Raw genomic sequence first — 18,102 nt, forward strand, 5'->3', positions numbered from 1 at the left:
GAACGTTAATATGACAACAAACGATTTAGACCCGCATGCTGCCACTGATAAGAACTTTACAAAGCTCGAAGCTAATATTGCAAAAATCGAAACGCTGACACAACGTCTCCTAAAGGCTATGGGACACGGGCGCGCGGTGCCGCCGTCCCTGCAAGGGCCAAGCCAAGAGCTTTATACAAAGGCGGCGACTGGATATTTTACCGAAATGATGCAAAATCCGGCCAAATTGGTTGAACATCAAGTCGAATTTTGGGGCAAATCTGTTAAACATTTTGTTGAGGCGCAGCACCTTTTGGCGCAAGGGAAACTTGAGCCGGCCACAGATGAAACCCCAAAAGATCGGCGGTTTGCTAATGAAATGTGGGACACGAACCCCTATTTCAATTTTATCAAACAACAGTACATGATGAATGCCGCTGCAGTGCAGCAAGCGGTCGAAGACATCGATGCGCTTGATCCGGATGAAAAGAATCGCTTGCGCTATTTTAGCCAGCAAATCGTGGATATGGCATGTCCCACCAATTTTTTGGCAACTAACCCAGAGGCGCTTGCGCTTGCTGCTGAAACCGAAGGTGAAAGTCTCATTGCCGGGTTGGAAAACATGATTTCGGACCTCGAAGCCAATAATGGTGATCTCGTTGTTACATTGGCCGATAAGTCAGCGTTCAAACTGGGTGAGAACCTAGCGACGACACCGGGGTCGGTGGTGTTTCGGAACCGGCTATTTGAGTTGATCCAATATGCGCCGACAACCGAAAAGGTGCATACGACACCTTTGATTATCTTTCCGCCGTGGATCAACAAATTCTACATCTTGGACCTTAAGCCGCAAAACAGCCTGATCAAATGGGCGGTCGATCAGGGGCATACGGTGTTTGTTGTTTCTTGGGTCAACCCAGACGCCAGTTTCAGCGGGACGACGATGACTGACTACATCGAAGAGGGGTATTTGGCGGCGATCGGCGCGGTCAAGGACATCTGCGGGGTCAAAAAGGTGAATGCGGTGGGGTACTGTATCGCGGGTACGACATTGTCTCTCGCGCTTGGCGTGATGAAAAAGCGCAAGGATACTTCCGTGAACTGCGCCACGTTCTTTACCACATTAACTGATTTTTCGGACCGGGGTGAAGTTGGCGTGTTCTTAAACGATGATTTTGTCGATGGGATCGAGGCTGAAGCAATGGAAAGCGGCATCCTTGATTCATTTTATATGTCTCGCACGTTTTCTTACTTGCGCGCGAATGACCTGATCTATGGGCCCGCGATCAAGAGCTATATGATGGGGAAAGCCCCGCCAGCCTTTGACCTGCTATATTGGAATGGGGACGGAACAAACCTTCCTGCATCGATGGCCGTGGATTACCTGCGTGGGCTTTGTCAGGGTGACCGTCTTGCCAACGAGGGTTTTGAGGTGTGTGGCGAAACGATACAGCTTAAAGATGTGACTGTGCCGCTTTGTGCGGTCGCATGCGAGACGGATCATATCGCGGCTTGGAAAAGCAGTTATACGGGTGTTCAGAAAATGGGATCCAAGGATAAGACATTTATTCTATCTGAATCTGGGCATGTCGCCGGGATCATCAACCCACCATCCAAGAAGAAATACGGGCATTATACGAACCCCGAACAAGGGCTGACCGCAGATGACTGGTATGACGCTGCGGACAAACATGATGGGTCTTGGTGGCCGCGTTGGGAATCATGGCTCGCGGAAAAGTCGTGCAAAAAAGTCGATGCGAGACAACCAGGAGGCGAGTGCTATCCGGTTTTGGCGGCGGCGCCGGGTACATATGTCCTCGCTAAGTAGCCGATTGGACTGCATTTTCTGCGAGCGCGAAAATATTTTATGCTGCAGTGCAGAAAGAACTTGAAATGCTGCGTTGCAGCATGCATATTGGTATCAGAAATTCACAGCGGGGAACGATCCTCGCCCCCTTTGAAAAGGCTGATATCATGGCTGCGAAAACACAAGATTTCACTGCGATCTTTAAAGACGTCACAGATGCGTTCCCCGTCGACACGAAGGCGATGGAAGAGCAGTTCAAAAACCAAACTGCACTGGCTGAGAAAATGTCAGCTGTTGCGCTGGATGCGGCTGGCAAATCTGCAGAGCTGTCCGCGAAATGGACGCAAGACACGATCGCTAAGATGGAAGCAATGTCAAAATCAAAAGCAGAGCCTGCTGATTACGCTAAGGCAATGACTGACTTCGCATCAGCAACCGCTGAATCTGCTGCTGAAAACATGTCGGCTTTCGCTGAAATCGCGAAAAAAGTACAAACACAGACGATGGAGCTCGTTCTTGCTGCTGGCAAAGACATGTCTGACGATGTGGCTGCCGCTGCGAAAAAAGCGACGTCCGAAGTAACTGCTGCTGCGCAAAAAGCGACAAAGAAGTAATAACAGCGAAATCTGCCTTTGCCTCCCTAGAGGCATGATTTCTTAGAACGGTCCGCAGAAATGCGGGCCGTTTTTTTGGTTTTAGCGGCACGATACTAAAATGCTTTCTTTTTGCGCAGTTGCGGCATAGGCTTCTCTGCACCGCAATATATCGGGAGTGAACGCTGTGGCCGAAACGAATAAACCGCTTCTTATTAAGCGCTACGCGAGCCGTCGTTTGTACAATACCGAGACAAGCGATTACGTGACGCTAGAAGATATCGCGCTGTTCATTCGCGAAGGCCGCGAAGTGCAGATCGTGGATTTGAAATCTGGTGATGATTTGACTCGTCAATATCTGCTGCAAATCATCGCCGAACATGAAAGCCGCGGTGAAAGCGTACTGCCTGTCGGCGTTTTAACTGACCTTGTCCGCAGTTACACCAGCCAAGCCGCGTCCGTCGTGCCTGACTTCTTGCAAGCCAGTTTTGAAATGCTGCGTGAAGGGCAATCAAAGGCGCTTGATAATATGGGCGCTGCGAACCCAATGGCTGCAATGCCCGGCTTTGAAGCCATGCAAGCCCAGCAAGCGGCGTTTTTTAAGGCGATGACAGGTGGGATCATGCCCACAGGCAGCGTGCCTGAAAAAGAGGGTGATGACCTTAGCGAAATCAAGGATCAGCTCGCGGCATTGCAAGAAAAGCTCGCTAAAATGGTGAAGTAACCGCGCTGGAATAACGTCCGTAATCTGTCGCAAAAAAACTTTACGATGGCTTGATTGATGCCCAAGGCATTTCCCCCTAGCGTGGCGACAAGGTGCAAGAGGATCAGATGACGACAACAGGTAAAATCACGCTTTGGGGGGTCGAAGTTTTTGTCGCTACCGCCGAGGAGGCCTCTATTTCGGGTGCAGCCCGGCGGTTGGGCAGTTCGGCAGCGACGGTAAGCCAGCAGCTCAGCAACCTTGAAGGGGCGATTGGCACCACACTGCTTAACCGGAATGCGCGCCCGGTCACGCTGACCCCCGCTGGTGAAATGTTTTTGCGCCGCGCCAATACGATCCTGAACGAAGCCGACCAAGCCAAGGCAGAATTGGCGATGGCGGATTTTAGCCGCTTGACCCGGTTCCGGCTCGGGATGATCGAAGATTTTGACGCCGAAGTCACCCCCGGCTTGCTCACCGCCATGAGCGACGATCTTAAGAACTGCCAGTTTTTGCTGGAAACCGGCGCGTCACACCGGCTGTTTGATTTGCTCGATAGCCGCGCGATTGATGTTATTGTTGCGGGGGATATGGGCCAAGCCAGCGCAGGTATGGAAGTCCACCCACTGCTCGAAGAGCCTTTTGTCGTTGCTGTTCCAAAGGGCGCAATCAGTGGCGAAGACGTGGCCCGCCAGTTGCGCCGGATGCAGTTGATCCAATACACGACCCGGCACCATATGGGCCGGATAATTGCGGGGCACCTTGCGCGGCAAAACCTGCGGATCACGCATCGATTTGAACTCGATAGCTATCACGCGATCATGGCGATGGTTGCGGCAGGGACCGGCTGGACCATTCTGACGCCACTCGGGTGTTTACGCGCGCAGCGGTTCGCGGATGCCGTTGATCTACTGCCAATGCCCTTTGCACCGCTGTCGCGGGTCATTTCACTGACAGCGCGCCGCGATATTTTGGGCGACATGCCGCAAACGATGGCCGCGCGCCTTAAACCGCTCGTGAACGAAATGATCGTGCAACCCGCTGTGCAGCGTTTCCCTTGGCTGCAAGACGAGATGCGCCTGCTTTAGCCGTAGGCGCGGGCAGGGGTCATGGCGACGGACGCTGCTTCTGTGATGATTTGCGCGATGATATCGCATTCGGGCAGCGTCAAACGGGCGGGCAGGCGGACATCGCAGGCTTTCATCAGCATTGCGCGCGTTTGGGGCAGTTTGGGGACATCTCCGATAAACTGCCAATTCCAAAACGCGCGGGCGTTGTCGGTGCTTTGACCAAAGACTTGAATTTTGACACCTGCCGCTGCGGCTGCGTCGACAAATGCGGCAGCTTGGGTATCGGACATATCGACGATATTGAACTGAATGGAATCTGGCGCGCGTACCTCGGGGGCTAGGCATTCAGGTACGGTCAACCATAGCGATGCGTTTAGCTGCGCTGCGACGTGATCATGATTGCGCCGCCCATCCGTGACGCGGCGCGCTAGTTCGGCCAATTGGGGCCGGATCAATGCCGCCGACATATTGCTTAGACGTTGATTATAAAGCGGCAGCTTGTTTTGCCATTTGGCAAAGCTTTCCATCAGAACCGGGTGTTTTTTCCAGTTATGTTCATAGGCGCCTGACATGATAACCGCACGCGCGATCAAGTCAGGATCGTCGGTGATCATGATGCCACCTTCGCCTGCGTTCAGCAGCTTGTACGACTGAAAGCTAAAGCAACCAATCTTGCCAATCGTGCCGATGTTCTTGCCGTGCCAAGTCGTGCCAAGAGAATGTGCCGCGTCTTCGATCACAGGTATACCTGCCGCATCGCATAACTGCATAATTGCATCCATGTCAGATGTATGGCCGCGCATGTGGCTGATGATCACTGCATCTACGCCAGGCAGTTTGGCCGCGAAATCTTCTAGATCGATACGGTAACTGTCGCCGCATTCACATAACACAGGCTGGCAATCTGCGTGTACGACTGCCGAAGGCACCGCGCCAAATGTAAATGCGGGAATCATGACCCGGGCGTCGCGCGGTAGGCCAAGCGCCTTGAGCGACAAAAACAACGCCGCCGAACACGAAGAAACTGCAAGCGCGTATTTCGCCCCCAGCAGGTCCGCGAACTCTTGCTCTAGAAGCGCAACGGGTGCGTTTTCAGAGGTATAGCGAAACAAATCACCTGATTTCAAAATGCGCGAGACCTCGGCCATGGCTGATTCTGGAATAGGCTCTGCGGCGTAAACATCTGGGATATTGGTCATATATTCAGCATTTCCAAAACTATATTTCGGAAATGCTTAACATGTAAGTGATTACAAATCTATGACAGTTACACCCCAAGCCGGTCGCGCAGCGCGTACCATGTCATTGCAAGCGTCAATAGTGGTGCGCGAAATGTCGGCCCGCCAGGAAAATTTGGCACCTTAAGCGCTGATAACGTGTCAAACCGCGCGGCTTGGCCGGCGATAGCCTCTGCCATGATTTTGCCCGCCAGCCCGGAAAGTGCGACACCATGCCCCGAAAACCCTGCGCCCGACACGATATTGGGCGCGACGCGTTGTACGGCAGGCAGCCGGGTCATGGTGATGCCTAATGTGCCGCCCCAAGAGTAATCGATTTTTACACCGTTGAGCTGCGGAAACAATGTCGTCATGCGCTGGATGAGGGCAGTGTTAATATCCGTAGGAAAGCCAATCCCATAGGATTCGCGGCCCCCAAACAAGAACCGATTATCTTCGGACATGCGGTAGTAGTTCACGACGAATTTGCTATCCGCCACGGCAATATCACGTGCCAAAACGGTCGCGGCGCGGTCTCCCAAAGGCTCCGTTGCGCAGATAAAGCTGTTGATTGGCATGACCTTGGCGGCGGTTTTGCGATCGATATTGGGTAAATACCCGTTGCCCGCGATAACCACATGCCGCGCGGTCACAGTGCCATTGGGGGTGCAGAGCCTGACGGGTGCACCTTGGGTTATCTTTGTGACTTCGGTTAATTCAAAGATACGCGCGCCGGCCTCTTCGGCCAATCGCGCAAGCCCGATCACATAGCGTAAAGGGTGCATATGCCCCGCGCCCATGTCCAAGATACCACCGTGATAAAGTGGGGATTTGACCAGTTCACGCATGTCAGCTTCGCCGACAACAGAGATTTGGTCGTAGCCGTAGTTTTCGGATAGATATTCAGTGTCGCGTATATAATGCGCGGCCTCTTTTGCAGAATAAAACCCATGTGCCACGCCGGGCCGAAACCGTGCCTCTGGGATATGGGCAGCGCAGATGTCGCGAATATCTTGTTTGGCCTCTTCGGCAAGCGTCCAAAGCCCCGTCGCCGTTTCATTTCCCAGCGATTTAGCCAGTGTGCGCTGGTCCCAATTGTACCCGCTACCGACCTGCCCGCCGTTGCGCCCTGAGGCACCAAAACCCACACGGTGGGCATCCAAAACGACAACATCAAACCCCCGCGCAGCAAGATCACGCGCAGCGGACAACCCGGTAAATCCGGCACCAATCACGCAAACATCCACCGTCATATCAGTGTCAAGGGACGGGCGCGCAGCGGGTGTGTCTGCACTTGCGGCATACCAGCTTGGCGGAAACTGGCCAGGTTTATCGTTGCGATAGAGCGGGTTCATCGGAGTATCCAGCGCTTGTGTTGATACGGCATTGCTGGGCATGCTGTCAGAAACCCGAAACGACAACAAATGGAAACTGATCATGGCCAGCAACACAGAAACCTATGACGCGGCCTGCCATTGCGGCACCGTACAGTTCCAAGTCACACTGAAAGGCGGGCTTGCAAGTGCGCGTCGATGTACCTGTTCGTTTTGCAGCATGCGCGGGGCGGTGGCGCTGACGGCCGCGTTAGATGGGCTGCGGTTCATCGCAGGTGAAGAGGCGCTGACATTGTACCAGTTTAATACACGTGCCGCGCGTCACTACTTTTGTGCGAAATGCGGGATCTATACCCACCACAAACGACGCTCGAACCCCAATGAATTTGGGATCAATGCGGCCTGCCTGACTGGCGTCAGCCCATTCGATTTTTCGGAGGTGATCGTGAACAACGGCGTCCAGCATCCGAACGACCATCCAGATGCCCCAGATATTGCGGGCATTTTGCGGTACGAGAGAAACGAGAACTTTAGCAGCGGCTAAGGGCGGCTACGATAGCGATCTGGTTTGATCCTGAGTCGGAGCAATTTCGCGCCGCGCCGATTATCTGATAATTTGGGGCCTGATACGCAGTTTCTTGCGCCGTTCTTGCGGAAGATGTCGATTAAGCCGGGTATTCACCAATCCAAAGACCCCAATCACGACCATTGTCAGCAAAATGAAATACCCTGCTAGAATTGGGTAGGGGACAAAGGGGTTGAACGTCTTGTCGGCAAAGTAGTTTGCATAATAAAGCGCATCGCCGCGTTGTTTGAGGATTGGAAACCCACCAAAGAAGGCCAGCGTTGTTGCGTGAAACAAAAAGATGGCCTCGTTTGTATAGGCGGGCCAAGCAAGCCGCAGCATCGTTGGCCATATAATTTTGCGGAACCGTGCAAAGCCAGACAGGCCGTATGCGTCGGCTGCCTCGGTGTCGCCCTTTGGGATCGACTGTAGCGCCCCATAAAAAATTTCGCCCGTATAGGCCGAGGTGTTCAAAAATAGCACAAACAACGCGCCGTAAGCGGCCGAGGTCAGGGGCGTGAAAAACGGCACCTGCGCCTTGAGCGACAGGAATAAGAAATAGGCAAAGAAGAATTGGATGAACAAGGGCGATCCGCGAAACACGAAAATGAACCATTCAGAGGGTTTGCGGACCCAAAATGATTTTGACGCCTTGCCCATGGCGACGGCGGTCGCCAGAAAAAAGCCAAGCACAAGCGCGAAAAATCCAAAGTAGATATTCCACAGCATCCCAGAGCCAATCAGCGTGAACTGTTGGCAAAGTGTGAAATCGCTGCGCGGCAAAAGCTGTTCGCCGATCCCAATACTGCGCAGGCCGTAGGCGGTGATTGTGTCCCAACAGTTCATGCCCGCGCCTTTCTTTGTGCTTCGCCTGCGGCGGTTGCTTGGCCGTGGGTGAGCCGGGTCATGATCTTGTCCAAGACGACTTCAGAGACTTTGGTAAAGCATAGGTAGAACACCAGCAGGGCCAGAAAATACCACATGCGCCATTCAGGGTGCGGGTAGTCGGTGAACCGTGGGCTTTTGAATGAGCCCAACTCGCGGGCCCAATATACGATGTCTTCGACACCGAGCAGAAACAACAAAGGGGTGGCTTTGATCAAGACCATCCAAAGGTTCGACAGGCCGGGCAGGGCAAAGACCCACATTTGCGGCACCAAAATGCGCCAGAACGTCTGACGGTGCGACATGCCATAGGCTGCGGCTGTTTCTAACTGTCCCTTGGGAACCGCCTGCATGGCGCCATACATCACATTGGCGGCAAAGGCCCCGAAAACGATGGCAAAGGTCAGGACCGCCAAAAGGAACCCGTAGGTTTCATGCACCCATTGGGGTGCATTGCTGAGCGGCAGTTTCGCGGCGGCACAGACAACAAAGTCACTGCCTTGGCGGATGGGTTCATCCCAGTCTGGGCATTTGACGCGGTGGCGCAGGTATTCAAAGGCCTGATCTAAGGCGATGACAAAAAACAAGAAAAATGCGATATCTGGGATGCCACGGACCACCGCGATATAGGTTTTGCCAATCCAGCGCAGCGGCGCGATAGGGCTGCGGGCGGCTGCGGCGCCGCCAAAGCCAAATATCAAGGCGACAGGGGCTGTGATGCCGAGCAAAAGCAAGACCGTACTGACCGACCAATACATGCTCATATGCTTGCCCGTGGTCAGGTAACACGACAACCATGACAACCCTTCAAGGGTCGCGGGATCGGAACAATAGCTAAAAATGGGAGCGGCCTATCTAGAGCGATTGCCCCGGTCCGGATTGCGCCGGGCCGGGGCGAATGTGGATTAGTAAGTTGCGGTTTCTTCGCCGAACCATTTGATCAACAACGCGTTGAGCGCGCCGTCTTCTTTCATCGACGTGATCGCCGCGTCGAATTTCTCGCGCAGCTCTGTGTCGCTTTCGCGGATGCCAAGGCCGATGCCGCCACCCAGTGGGACACCTTCGCCGACAAGCATCAGGTCAGGCTCGTCTGTGTAAGGCAGCAAAAAATCGAGATCGGCAAACACTGCTTCGGCTTCGCCGTTGCGGACCGCCGCGATGGTTTCGTCGCCTGTTGCGAACTCAAGCAAAGTTGCGCCAGTTTCAGCGACATAACCCGCCTGAATGGTGCTTGTTTGTGCTGCAACAACGCCGGTCAGGTCTGCACCTTCGGACAACGCAACATAGACAGATTCTGTTGGCGGGTAGTAGTCTTGGGTAAAGTCGATGACTTCGTCGCGCTCAGCCGTGATCGACATGCCCGCGATGATCGTGTCGTAGTTGCCGGACACGAGGTTCGGGATGATGCTATCCCATTCGTTTGTCACCCATTCACAGGTCAGTTCAGCGCGCGCGCAAAGCTCGTTGCCAAGGTCGATTTCAAAGCCATCAACTTCGCCATCATCATTAATGAAGTTATACGGCGCATATGCGCCTTCGGTGCCCATACGGACAACAGAATGGCCTTCGGCCATTGCCATGCCGCCCACAAGAGCCAGTGCTGTGGTGCTCAGGATTAGGTTTTTCATCAATTCTCTCCTAGTTGGTGTTTATGAAACTGTTGCGGATAAAAATCCGCGTAGACGTTCGGTTTTGGGTTGGCCAAACAAAGTCTCCGGCGGACCTTCTTCTTCGATTTTGCCTTGGTGTAGGAAAACCACCTGATCGCTGACATCTGCGGCCAAACGCATGTCGTGGGTTACGATCAGCATGGTGCGCCCTTCGGCGGCCAAATCTTTGATGACTTTGACAACCTCTTGTTCCAATTCAGGGTCAAGCGCACTGGTGGGTTCATCAAAAAGTAGGGCCTTGGGTTCCATACAAAGCGCGCGCGCAATCGCGGCGCGCTGTTGTTGGCCCCCGGATAGCTGGGCCGGGTAGACATCGCATTTGTCACCGATCCCAACCTTTTCAAGATATTTACGCGCGCTGGCTTCGACCTCGGCCTTGTCACGTTTAAGGACAGTTACCGGGGCTTCCATGACGTTTTGCAAAATCGTCATATGGGCCCATAGATTGAACTGTTGAAATACCATCGACAGGTTGGTGCGTATTCGGATCATCTGCGCGTGATCGCCGGGATGCCGGTTTGCGCCTGTTCCCTTCCAGATCACCGGCTCACCGCAAAACAAAACCTCTCCAGCTTGACTGTCTTCAAGCAGGTTTGCGCAGCGCAGCAAGGTTGATTTACCTGACCCAGAGGACCCAATCAGCGACACGACATGCCCGGCGGGTGCGCTGATATCGACACCTCTCAGGACTTCAAGGTCGCCGTAAGCTTTGTGCAGGTTTTGGATTTCGATAACGGGGGCTTGGTCGGTCACGATGGGTCGCTTTGTATTGGTTGCCGGGATTAGGACCTAATTCACGACCATTTGCAACGTGCGCTTCGCGTCAAATGCCGTTTTGTGCGGCAGCTGCCTTACTAATGGGCGATTTGCAGAAAGGCTGGGCAATCTTAGGCTGGGGTAACGCGCAGGCGCGCGGCGTTGCTGTCTTTGTCGGACACGCCGAGCAGCGAGGCGATCATGCGCATATTGCTATCTTCCGCATCATCACGTTCGCCATCAGCCATCACAACAGCCCACATGGCTTCGATCACGCCGACACGGTGGTCAAGATCGACCGCGTCTTTGATTGCGCGCGTAAAGCGCACAGTGTCGGGCGCCTTTGCCTCAAAAGCTTCGCATTCGAGCCGCAGGGCTTTTGTTGCCTCATCAGACAATCCAAACCGTGCCGCCAAGGTGGCGTCAATTTGCGCGATTTCTTCGGGGGCGTAGTCACCATCGGCACGGGCGAGACGAACAAGCAAAGCTCCCAGCGCAAGGCGCGCATCAGAATCAGATTGTGGGGCGGGTGCGGGGGCGGTCAAACGCTGCAGGAACTTCGAAATCATAACTTACCTTAGCTGAGTTATTGGGGGCTGCACAGTCAAACTGACTTCAGGTTTTTGTGAAACAGCGCTTTGAGACGCCCGGATTCTTCGGCAAACCCGTAAGGCGCATTCACTACAAACAGCCCAGATCCAACCATACGGTGACCAGGGCGGGCGGGGGGAAAGGCCACTTCGGAAACAAGCCCGTCTGGGATCGCGGATTTGAGCGCCTTAATCATTGGGATATGCGGCCCATCCGTCAAAATCGGATACCAAAGCATGATCACCCCAACGCCCCATTTGCGGTGGATTTTCGCGATGGTATCAGGGATCGTGTCGTAATCTGATTTCACCTCAAACGAAGGATCAATCAGAAGCAAGCCACGGCGCGGATCAGGTGGGCAGAGCGACAGCGCCATTTCCCAGCCATCGCGCTGGCGGTAAATCCCACCGTAAGGACCCATCGCGGATTTGAGCGCCGCAAATTCCTGTGGGTGCAGTTCTGATAGGTGGATATCATCCATCGGCCGCAGGCTTTCTGCGGCGACAAGCGGTGAGCCGGGATAGGCGGTCGCCCCATGTTTCGCCCGAATCCGGTCCAAAACCTGCGCATACGGATGATCGCGCGCAAACCAACCTTCGGCAATTGTGATGCCTTTGGCTGCCTCGCCGGTTTTGACTGCTGCCTCATCCGTCGTGTCGTACAAACCACGGCCCGCATGGGTTTCGAGATAGCTAAGCGGCTTATCCTTGCGGGTCATATAGGCCAATGACCACGCAAGCAGCGCATGCTTATGCACATCCGCCATATTGCCCGCGTGATAGCCGTGTTGATACGACAGCATCAGTTGATCACCCGCTTAGACAAGGCGGGAAACCTCGACCGCTGCACGTACGAAATCGGCGAACAGCGGGTGCGGGGCAAATGGTTTTGATTTGAGTTCCGGGTGGAACTGGACGCCGATAAACCATGGGTGGTCTTTCCATTCCACGATTTCGGGTAGCTTTCCATCTGGTGACATGCCCGAGAACTGCAAGCCTACTTTTTCAAGCGCATCGCGATATTTCGTGTCTACCTCGTAACGGTGACGGTGGCGTTCTTCGATGGCCGTATCGCCGTAGATTTGCGCGACGTGCGATCCTTCGGTCAATGTCGCGTTATAGGCGCCTAGGCGCATAGTGCCACCTTTGTCATCACCCGCTTTGCGTGCGACTTTGTGGTTACCTTGGACCCATTCTTTGAGGTGGTAAACAACCGGTTCGAACCGTTTTTTGCCTGCCTCGTGATCGAATTCTTCGGACCCGGCTTTTTCCATGCCTGCGACGTTACGCGCGGCCTCGACCACGGCCATTTGCATGCCTAGGCAGATCCCAAGGTAAGGGATTTTCTTTTCGCGGGCGAATTGTGCAGCTTTGATTTTGCCTTCGGTGCCGCGTTCGCCAAATCCGCCAGGCACAAGGATCGCGTGGAACCCTTCAAGATAGGGGGTCGCGTCACCCTCATCGAACAGTTCAGCATCGACCCATTCGATTTTGACCTTCACACGGTTGGCCATGCCGCCGTGGGTCAGTGCCTCTGCAATTGATTTATAGGCGTCTTCAAGCTGCGTGTATTTGCCAACAATCGCGATCTTAACCTTACCGTCCGGGTTGTGGATACGGTCATAAACATCGTGCCACACATCCAATTTCGGACCGGGCGCAGGCGAAATATCAAACGCATCTAAAACCGCCTGATCAAGCCCTTGTTCGTGATAGGCCAGCGGTGCCTCGTAAATGGATTTCAAATCGTAGGCCGCAACGACGCATTCTTTGCGCACGTTACAGAACAATGCGATTTTTTCGCGTTCTTTTTCCGGAATCGGGTGTTCAGAACGGCAGACCAGCACATCGGGGGCGATGCCGATGGATTGCAATTCTTTTACGCTGTGTTGGGTTGGCTTTGTCTTTAGTTCGCCGCTAGCCGCCAAATAGGGCAGCAGGGTCAGGTGCATGAAAATGCATTGCCCGCGCGGTTTGTCGTGGCTGAACTGGCGGATTGCCTCAAAGAAGGGCAACCCTTCGATATCGCCGACTGTGCCGCCGATTTCGCAGAGCATGAAGTCAACTTCATCTTCTCCGACGCTTAAGAATTCTTTAATCTCATTGGTGACATGCGGAACGACCTGAATTGTTTTGCCCAGATAGTCGCCGCGTCGTTCTTTTTCGAGAACGTTGGAATAGATGCGGCCAGAGCTGACCGAATCTGTGTTGCGCGCTGGAACGCCTGTAAAACGTTCGTAATGGCCAAGGTCCAAATCCGTTTCCGCGCCATCATCGGTCACAAAGACTTCGCCATGTTCAAATGGCGACATCGTGCCTGGATCAACGTTGAGATAGGGATCAAGTTTGCGCAAACGCACAGAAAATCCGCGTGCTTGCAAAAGTGAACCGAGCGCTGCCGATGCGAGCCCTTTGCCAAGCGACGAAACAACGCCACCGGTAATAAAAATATAGCGCGCCATATGCAGGAGACCCCCGTGAAAACTTACATTATTGCAGGAAAACGAACGTCAAAATTCGTACCATCACGGGATTTAACTCTTACCCGAAAAGGGAGAGGTGCGCAACCGCTGACGCAAGATCATGTTGCCGAACGTTCCCGCCCGGCAATCTATTGTGGTTAGTCGGCTGAAGGAATCAACGGTGCGTCATCGCTTGAAGGCGGCAACAGGCTTTCACCTAGGTCTGGTACAGTTGTTTCTTCGGTCGCTTCTGTGTCGACCCGGTCAACGACAGATGAATTTGCTGAATTGCTTGCTGAAATCAATGTCAGCGCAATGGATGTGCAGATAAACGCAATCGCCAAAATCCAGGTGACTTTGCTCATCGCTGTGGGGGCTGGACGCCCGCCTGTTGCGCCACCGCCGCCACCGCCCATGCCAAGACCGCCACCTTCGGACCGCTGCAATAGAACAGTGCCAATCAGGCTCAGAGCCAGAATCAGGTGGATGACAAGGACGACATTTTCCATAAAGGAGCCTTTCGGGCGAACGTGAACAAGCGGTATCTAAAAGCTGCGCGCCGCTGCTGCAACCCCTGAATACCAGCTTATTCGTCTATATCATCGACATCTGCTTGTCCGCTCAGGCGGCGACGCACGATTGACCAGCTTAAGCCTACGGCCAAAACGATCGACAGCGCGACAATTGCGATCCAAGTATTCAACGTCGGATTGTCCAAGTTAATCAGACCTTGATCATACATCACCCAAAGCAATGTCGCGACAACGGCAAGAATCAAGATCATTCCGAAAACCCCGATAGATCGGAGCGTCGCGCGCAGATAAATGATGTAGCCCACGAATAAGATCAGCCCAAATAACACCGTGAGAGATAGGCTGGTGTTATAGTTTGTCATGCTCCAATGCACAAAATTCCATTGTGTCGGGTTATAGGTGGTCGCAAGCAGCGCAAATGCGAAAATCCAGCGTATGATAAAGCCCATTTGTGCCTCTTTGAATAAATTTCGGCCAACAATGCCGTTCTGATTACGTGCTGTCTAGCAGATAGGCGTAAATTTGCGGTTCCCCATATGGGCTTGCAACGATATAGGGGGCACGAAGTTCAAAAAGGACGTATTCTTATGGCAAATGTGGTTGTTGTTGGTGCCCAGTGGGGCGATGAAGGCAAAGGCAAAATCGTTGACTGGCTTTCAGAGCGGGCCGACGTCATTGCGCGCTTTCAAGGCGGGCACAACGCGGGTCACACTTTGGTTGTTGATGGCGAGGTCTATAAGCTGCACGCGCTGCCATCTGGTGTTGTACGCGGTGGTAAGCTGTCGGTGATCGGCAATGGTGTTGTGCTGGACCCTTGGCACCTGCTCAAAGAAATCGAAACGATCCGTGCGCAGGGTGTGTCCATTACCCCTGAAACGCTGATGATCGCCGAAAACACGCCGCTGATCCTGCCGTTCCATGGCGAATTGGATCGTGCCCGCGAAAACCAAAATTCGGTCGCGAAAATCGGCACGACAGGGCGCGGTATTGGTCCTTGCTATGAAGATAAGGTTGGCCGCCGCGTGATCCGTGTTGCCGATTTGGCTGATGCGGCGACGCTTGAACTGCGTCTTGATCGGGCGCTGGTGCACCATGATGCATTGCGCCGCGGGCTTGGGCTTGATCCAATTGATCGCGACGGCATTCTTGCGCAACTTCGTGAAGTTGCAGCAGAAATTCTGCAATACGCGGCGCCGGTGTGGAAAGTGCTCAACGAAAAACGCAAAGCCGGAAAGCGCATTTTGTTTGAGGGTGCGCAGGGTGCGCTTTTGGATATTGATTTCGGGACCTACCCGTTTGTGACCTCATCCAATGTCATCGCTGGCCAAGCCGCCACGGGCGTGGGTGTCGGGCCGGGCGCAATTGATTTTGTGCTTGGTATCGTCAAAGCCTACACAACTCGCGTCGGCGAAGGCCCTTTCCCAACAGAGCTGGACGATGCCGATGGGCAGCGTCTGGGTGAGCGTGGTCATGAATTTGGCACCACAACAGGCCGCAAGCGCCGCTGCGGCTGGTTTGATGCCTGCCTTGTTCGCCAGACATGCGCGACATCGGGCGTGTCGGGGATATCTTTGACCAAACTGGACGTGCTCGACGGATTTGAGACGCTTAAAATTTGCGTGGGCTACGAGCTTGACGGCAAGTCTTTAGATTACCTGCCGACTGCCGCCGACGAACAGGCGCGCTGTACCCCCGTTTATGAGGAGATCGATGGCTGGTCCGAATCGACTGAGGGCGCACGCTCTTGGGCTGACCTTCCTGCGCAGGCAATCAAATACGTGCGCCGTATCGAAGAACTGATCGATTGTCCGGTTGCATTGGTGTCCACATCTCCAGAACGTGAAGACACCATCCTTGTTACCGACCCGTTCGCAGACTGATGGCGGTGGGATATAAAGCCCGCAAACGGCTCGCGCTGTTTATTTTAGTCATCGGGCTGCCCGCCTATATCGTGCTGGCGGTCACTATGATGGGGATCGCGCCGGGGTTCTCAAAGCCGATTGAGCTGCTGATCTATGTGCTGCTTGGCGTGGCGTGGATATTCCCCATCAAATGGGTGTTCAAAGGGATCGGGCAACCTGATCCGGATGCATAAACACAAAGAAGGCGCGAGGATTATCCCGCGCCTTCTTTGTGTTCTAGGGTTTGCTATTTAGGTGCCGCTGGGCCGAAACCGTGTGCTTTCAGCGACTTGGAAGCGGCCGTTGTTCAATTTCACGATCTTGTTCTGGCGCAGTAGGCGACCAAATTGACGCAACCCGTCTTCGCGGCTTACCTCTTCTTGAGACGCGCTTTGCACTTTCTTCATGACCTGCGGGCGCGAGAAATCATCATCGCCTTCGACAAAGGAGATATAGGCGGCAGCCGCCTCGAGCAGATCATCCAGTTCGGTCGCGCCTTGTTCGGCCGCGAATTCGGCAAACCCTCCAGATGTGGGCGCCATGTTTTCTTCGACCTTGGCGGCGATTTGACGCAAACGGTCTGCCGCAGCATCCGTTGGTGCGTCGGTGGTCGCCGATGGGACCAATTGCAACGGTGCCGGGGTCGCTGGTTTTTCTTCGGCATCATGCGCGCCAAGATCTTCGCGGAAAGCATTGTCTTTTGCATCGGTGGGGCTGTCATCGCCAAGTTCGCGCGCGGCTTCGGTTGCCGCAACAGCCGCCTTAAGCTGTGCAAATGCATCGCGGTGGCGACGGCCCTCTGGCGCGTTGAGGTGCTCGTCGGTTTGGTTCAGTATGCGGGTAAATGCGGTTTCAGGGCTATCGGGAAGATCCGCACTTTTGGGGCGGGTTGCGTCGCGGGCTTCGATTTCGCGGGTGACTTCGCTCAATTCAGCTGACAGATCAAACGAATCCACGTCCACCTCGGCGTCGTCTTCTTCAAATTCTTCGGGCGCGTCTTCGTCCGTTTGCGGGGCCGCTGTTAGAACCAGCGGATCATGGGCGACGTCTTCTTGTGAATCGTCATCCATTTCTTCGTCTGCGGCTTCGGAGGAAACCTCGGCTTCTAAAAAGATCGCTTCATCTTCGTCGTCCGCAGCGGCAAACTCTTCCGCTGCGTTTGGCTCTTCACTTTCTGCATCTGCTTCTTCGTCCTGAGCAGCGAACTCTGCGTTGCGTTTGGCAAGGTCAGCAAGCCGTTGCGCCAAAGGGTTCACTGCGGGCGCATCGTCGTCACCTTCTTCATCGCTATCAAGGCCATCATCCGACTCGACAGGGGCAGAGGGGGCTTGCACGTGACCACGGCCGACAACGGCGCGAATGCGCTGAAGCTTGGCGGCAATGCTTTCTTCCTCTTCATCATCAACGTCGTCGGACTCTACGGTTTCGACCGTTTCAGCGGCAAGCGGCGCGTCGTCGTCAAACTCTTCTAAATCTTCGACGTAATCATCTGCCTCGGTGATGTTGCCAAAATCGTCGTCGTCAAAGGCTTCGTCATCATCGGCGTCAGTTAGAACAATGGGATCGTCTTCATCATCATCATCTTCTTCAAAAACGTTTTCTGGCGTGTCGTCGATATCATCAGCCTCATCGACAGCAATGTTTTCGATTTCTTCAGCAACTTCAGCATCGTCCTGAACATCGTCCTCGGCGACCAAATCCACATCATCTTCTTCATCGTCAGCCGCGCGCAGCGTGACATTTTGACCTTCGCCTGCGATCTCGATATCTGTGCCTGCTTGCTCAGCAGTTAGCAGCGCAAGCGTTTCCATGTCAGGCGCTTGCGGTTCGACATCCATGAAACGATCATGGCCAGCGAGGTCGTGAAAATAGGAAACGACAGTTTTCATCGTCTCAACCGAATCTTCAAAACCTTCAAGTCGGCAGGAAAATGTCCCATAGGCGACGTCTAAAATCTGCGTACTCTTTGTCATTGGTAAAGCGCTTTCTTCGATTTTCGGGGTCCGTCTGCTCGGCGGACGTGTGTTCTTAGTTAGA

At 54.0% G+C, this 18,102-nt stretch carries 19 protein-coding genes; 7 read left to right on the forward strand and 12 right to left on the reverse strand.

What is annotated here, in order from left to right:
• Nucleotides 1-10 precede the first annotated feature (10 nt).
• The 4 genes from phaC to DS901_RS13155 all read left to right on the forward strand — a co-directional run bounded on the left by phaC (nucleotide 11) and on the right by DS901_RS13155 (nucleotide 4,170).
• Nucleotides 11-1,807: a class I poly(R)-hydroxyalkanoic acid synthase gene (phaC, locus tag DS901_RS13140; protein ID WP_113777391.1), complete on the forward strand. Its 1,797-nt coding sequence runs from the start codon at nucleotides 11-13 to the stop codon at nucleotides 1,805-1,807.
• A 146-nt stretch (nucleotides 1,808-1,953) separates the two neighbouring features.
• A complete protein-coding gene (locus DS901_RS13145; RefSeq protein ID WP_113777441.1) occupies nucleotides 1,954-2,400 on the forward strand; it encodes a phasin family protein in 447 nt (148 codons plus the stop codon).
• Nucleotides 2,401-2,566: 166 nt separating this feature from the next.
• Nucleotides 2,567-3,103, forward strand: coding sequence for a polyhydroxyalkanoate synthesis repressor PhaR (gene phaR, locus DS901_RS13150; RefSeq protein WP_113777442.1), 537 nt, complete (start codon nucleotides 2,567-2,569; stop codon nucleotides 3,101-3,103).
• 107 nt (nucleotides 3,104-3,210) lie between these two features.
• Nucleotides 3,211-4,170, forward strand: coding sequence for a LysR family transcriptional regulator (locus DS901_RS13155; RefSeq protein WP_113777392.1), 960 nt, complete (start codon nucleotides 3,211-3,213; stop codon nucleotides 4,168-4,170).
• Here the strand turns inward: DS901_RS13155 and DS901_RS13160 are convergent.
• Nucleotides 4,167-5,351, reverse strand: coding sequence for a DegT/DnrJ/EryC1/StrS family aminotransferase (locus DS901_RS13160; protein ID WP_113777393.1), 1,185 nt, complete (start codon nucleotides 5,349-5,351; stop codon nucleotides 4,167-4,169). The two genes, DS901_RS13155 and DS901_RS13160, sit on opposite strands and share 4 nt — an antisense overlap.
• 68 nt (nucleotides 5,352-5,419) lie before the next feature.
• On the reverse strand, nucleotides 5,420-6,724 hold the full coding sequence (locus DS901_RS13165) for an NAD(P)/FAD-dependent oxidoreductase (protein ID WP_113777443.1): 1,305 nt from the start codon (nucleotides 6,722-6,724) through the stop codon (nucleotides 5,420-5,422).
• A gap of 82 nt (nucleotides 6,725-6,806) precedes the next feature.
• On the opposite strand from DS901_RS13165, the gene DS901_RS13170 reads away from it, so the two are divergent.
• Nucleotides 6,807-7,247: a GFA family protein gene (locus DS901_RS13170; protein ID WP_113777444.1), complete on the forward strand. Its 441-nt coding sequence runs from the start codon at nucleotides 6,807-6,809 to the stop codon at nucleotides 7,245-7,247.
• 60 nt (nucleotides 7,248-7,307) lie between these two features.
• Here DS901_RS13170 and DS901_RS13175 read toward each other — a convergent pair whose 3' ends face one another.
• The 9 genes from DS901_RS13175 to DS901_RS13215 all read right to left on the reverse strand — a co-directional run bounded on the left by DS901_RS13175 (nucleotide 7,308) and on the right by DS901_RS13215 (nucleotide 14,613).
• Nucleotides 7,308-8,114 (reverse strand): ABC transporter permease, encoded by an 807-nt coding sequence (locus DS901_RS13175; RefSeq protein ID WP_113777394.1) that lies wholly within the window; start codon nucleotides 8,112-8,114, stop codon nucleotides 7,308-7,310.
• Nucleotides 8,111-8,995 carry an ABC transporter permease gene (locus tag DS901_RS13180; protein WP_181820870.1) on the reverse strand — a complete coding sequence of 295 codons (885 nt, stop codon included), beginning with the start codon at nucleotides 8,993-8,995 and terminating at the stop codon, nucleotides 8,111-8,113. The genes DS901_RS13175 and DS901_RS13180 overlap by 4 nt, the downstream gene beginning before the upstream one ends.
• 63 nt (nucleotides 8,996-9,058) lie before the next feature.
• Nucleotides 9,059-9,781: a transporter substrate-binding domain-containing protein gene (locus tag DS901_RS13185; RefSeq protein ID WP_113777395.1), complete on the reverse strand. Its 723-nt coding sequence runs from the start codon at nucleotides 9,779-9,781 to the stop codon at nucleotides 9,059-9,061.
• 21 nt (nucleotides 9,782-9,802) lie between these two features.
• Complete coding sequence (locus tag DS901_RS13190) at nucleotides 9,803-10,576, reverse strand: ABC transporter ATP-binding protein (RefSeq protein ID WP_113777396.1); 774 nt, start codon at nucleotides 10,574-10,576, stop codon at nucleotides 9,803-9,805.
• Nucleotides 10,577-10,710: 134 nt separating this feature from the next.
• Nucleotides 10,711-11,148 carry a TerB family tellurite resistance protein gene (locus tag DS901_RS13195; protein ID WP_113777397.1) on the reverse strand — a complete coding sequence of 146 codons (438 nt, stop codon included), beginning with the start codon at nucleotides 11,146-11,148 and terminating at the stop codon, nucleotides 10,711-10,713.
• A 35-nt stretch (nucleotides 11,149-11,183) separates the two neighbouring features.
• Complete coding sequence (locus DS901_RS13200) at nucleotides 11,184-11,972, reverse strand: 23S rRNA (adenine(2030)-N(6))-methyltransferase RlmJ (protein WP_113777398.1); 789 nt, start codon at nucleotides 11,970-11,972, stop codon at nucleotides 11,184-11,186.
• A gap of 15 nt (nucleotides 11,973-11,987) precedes the next feature.
• Nucleotides 11,988-13,631, reverse strand: a complete 1,644-nt coding sequence (locus DS901_RS13205; protein WP_113777399.1) for a CTP synthase — start codon at nucleotides 13,629-13,631, stop codon at nucleotides 11,988-11,990.
• Nucleotides 13,632-13,789: 158 nt separating this feature from the next.
• Nucleotides 13,790-14,140, reverse strand: coding sequence for a preprotein translocase subunit SecG (gene secG / locus DS901_RS13210; protein WP_113777400.1), 351 nt, complete (start codon nucleotides 14,138-14,140; stop codon nucleotides 13,790-13,792).
• Nucleotides 14,141-14,217: 77 nt separating this feature from the next.
• Entirely contained in the window at nucleotides 14,218-14,613 is a 396-nt protein-coding gene (locus DS901_RS13215; RefSeq protein WP_113777401.1) for a DUF6524 family protein, read from the reverse strand.
• A 138-nt stretch (nucleotides 14,614-14,751) separates the two neighbouring features.
• Between DS901_RS13215 and DS901_RS13220 the strand changes: the two genes are divergently transcribed.
• Nucleotides 14,752-16,044, forward strand: coding sequence for an adenylosuccinate synthase (locus DS901_RS13220; protein ID WP_113777402.1), 1,293 nt, complete (start codon nucleotides 14,752-14,754; stop codon nucleotides 16,042-16,044).
• Complete coding sequence (locus DS901_RS13225) at nucleotides 16,044-16,259, forward strand: DUF2842 domain-containing protein (protein WP_113777403.1); 216 nt, start codon at nucleotides 16,044-16,046, stop codon at nucleotides 16,257-16,259. The genes DS901_RS13220 and DS901_RS13225 overlap by 1 nt, the downstream gene beginning before the upstream one ends.
• Before the next feature lie 57 nt (nucleotides 16,260-16,316).
• Here DS901_RS13225 and DS901_RS13230 read toward each other — a convergent pair whose 3' ends face one another.
• Complete coding sequence (locus DS901_RS13230; RefSeq protein WP_113777404.1) at nucleotides 16,317-18,038, reverse strand: hypothetical protein; 1,722 nt, start codon at nucleotides 18,036-18,038, stop codon at nucleotides 16,317-16,319.
• Between the last annotated feature and the right edge of the window lie 64 nt (nucleotides 18,039-18,102).

It is taken from the genome of Loktanella sp. D2R18, assembly GCF_003318235.1.
Taxonomy (GTDB): domain Bacteria; phylum Pseudomonadota; class Alphaproteobacteria; order Rhodobacterales; family Rhodobacteraceae; genus Yoonia.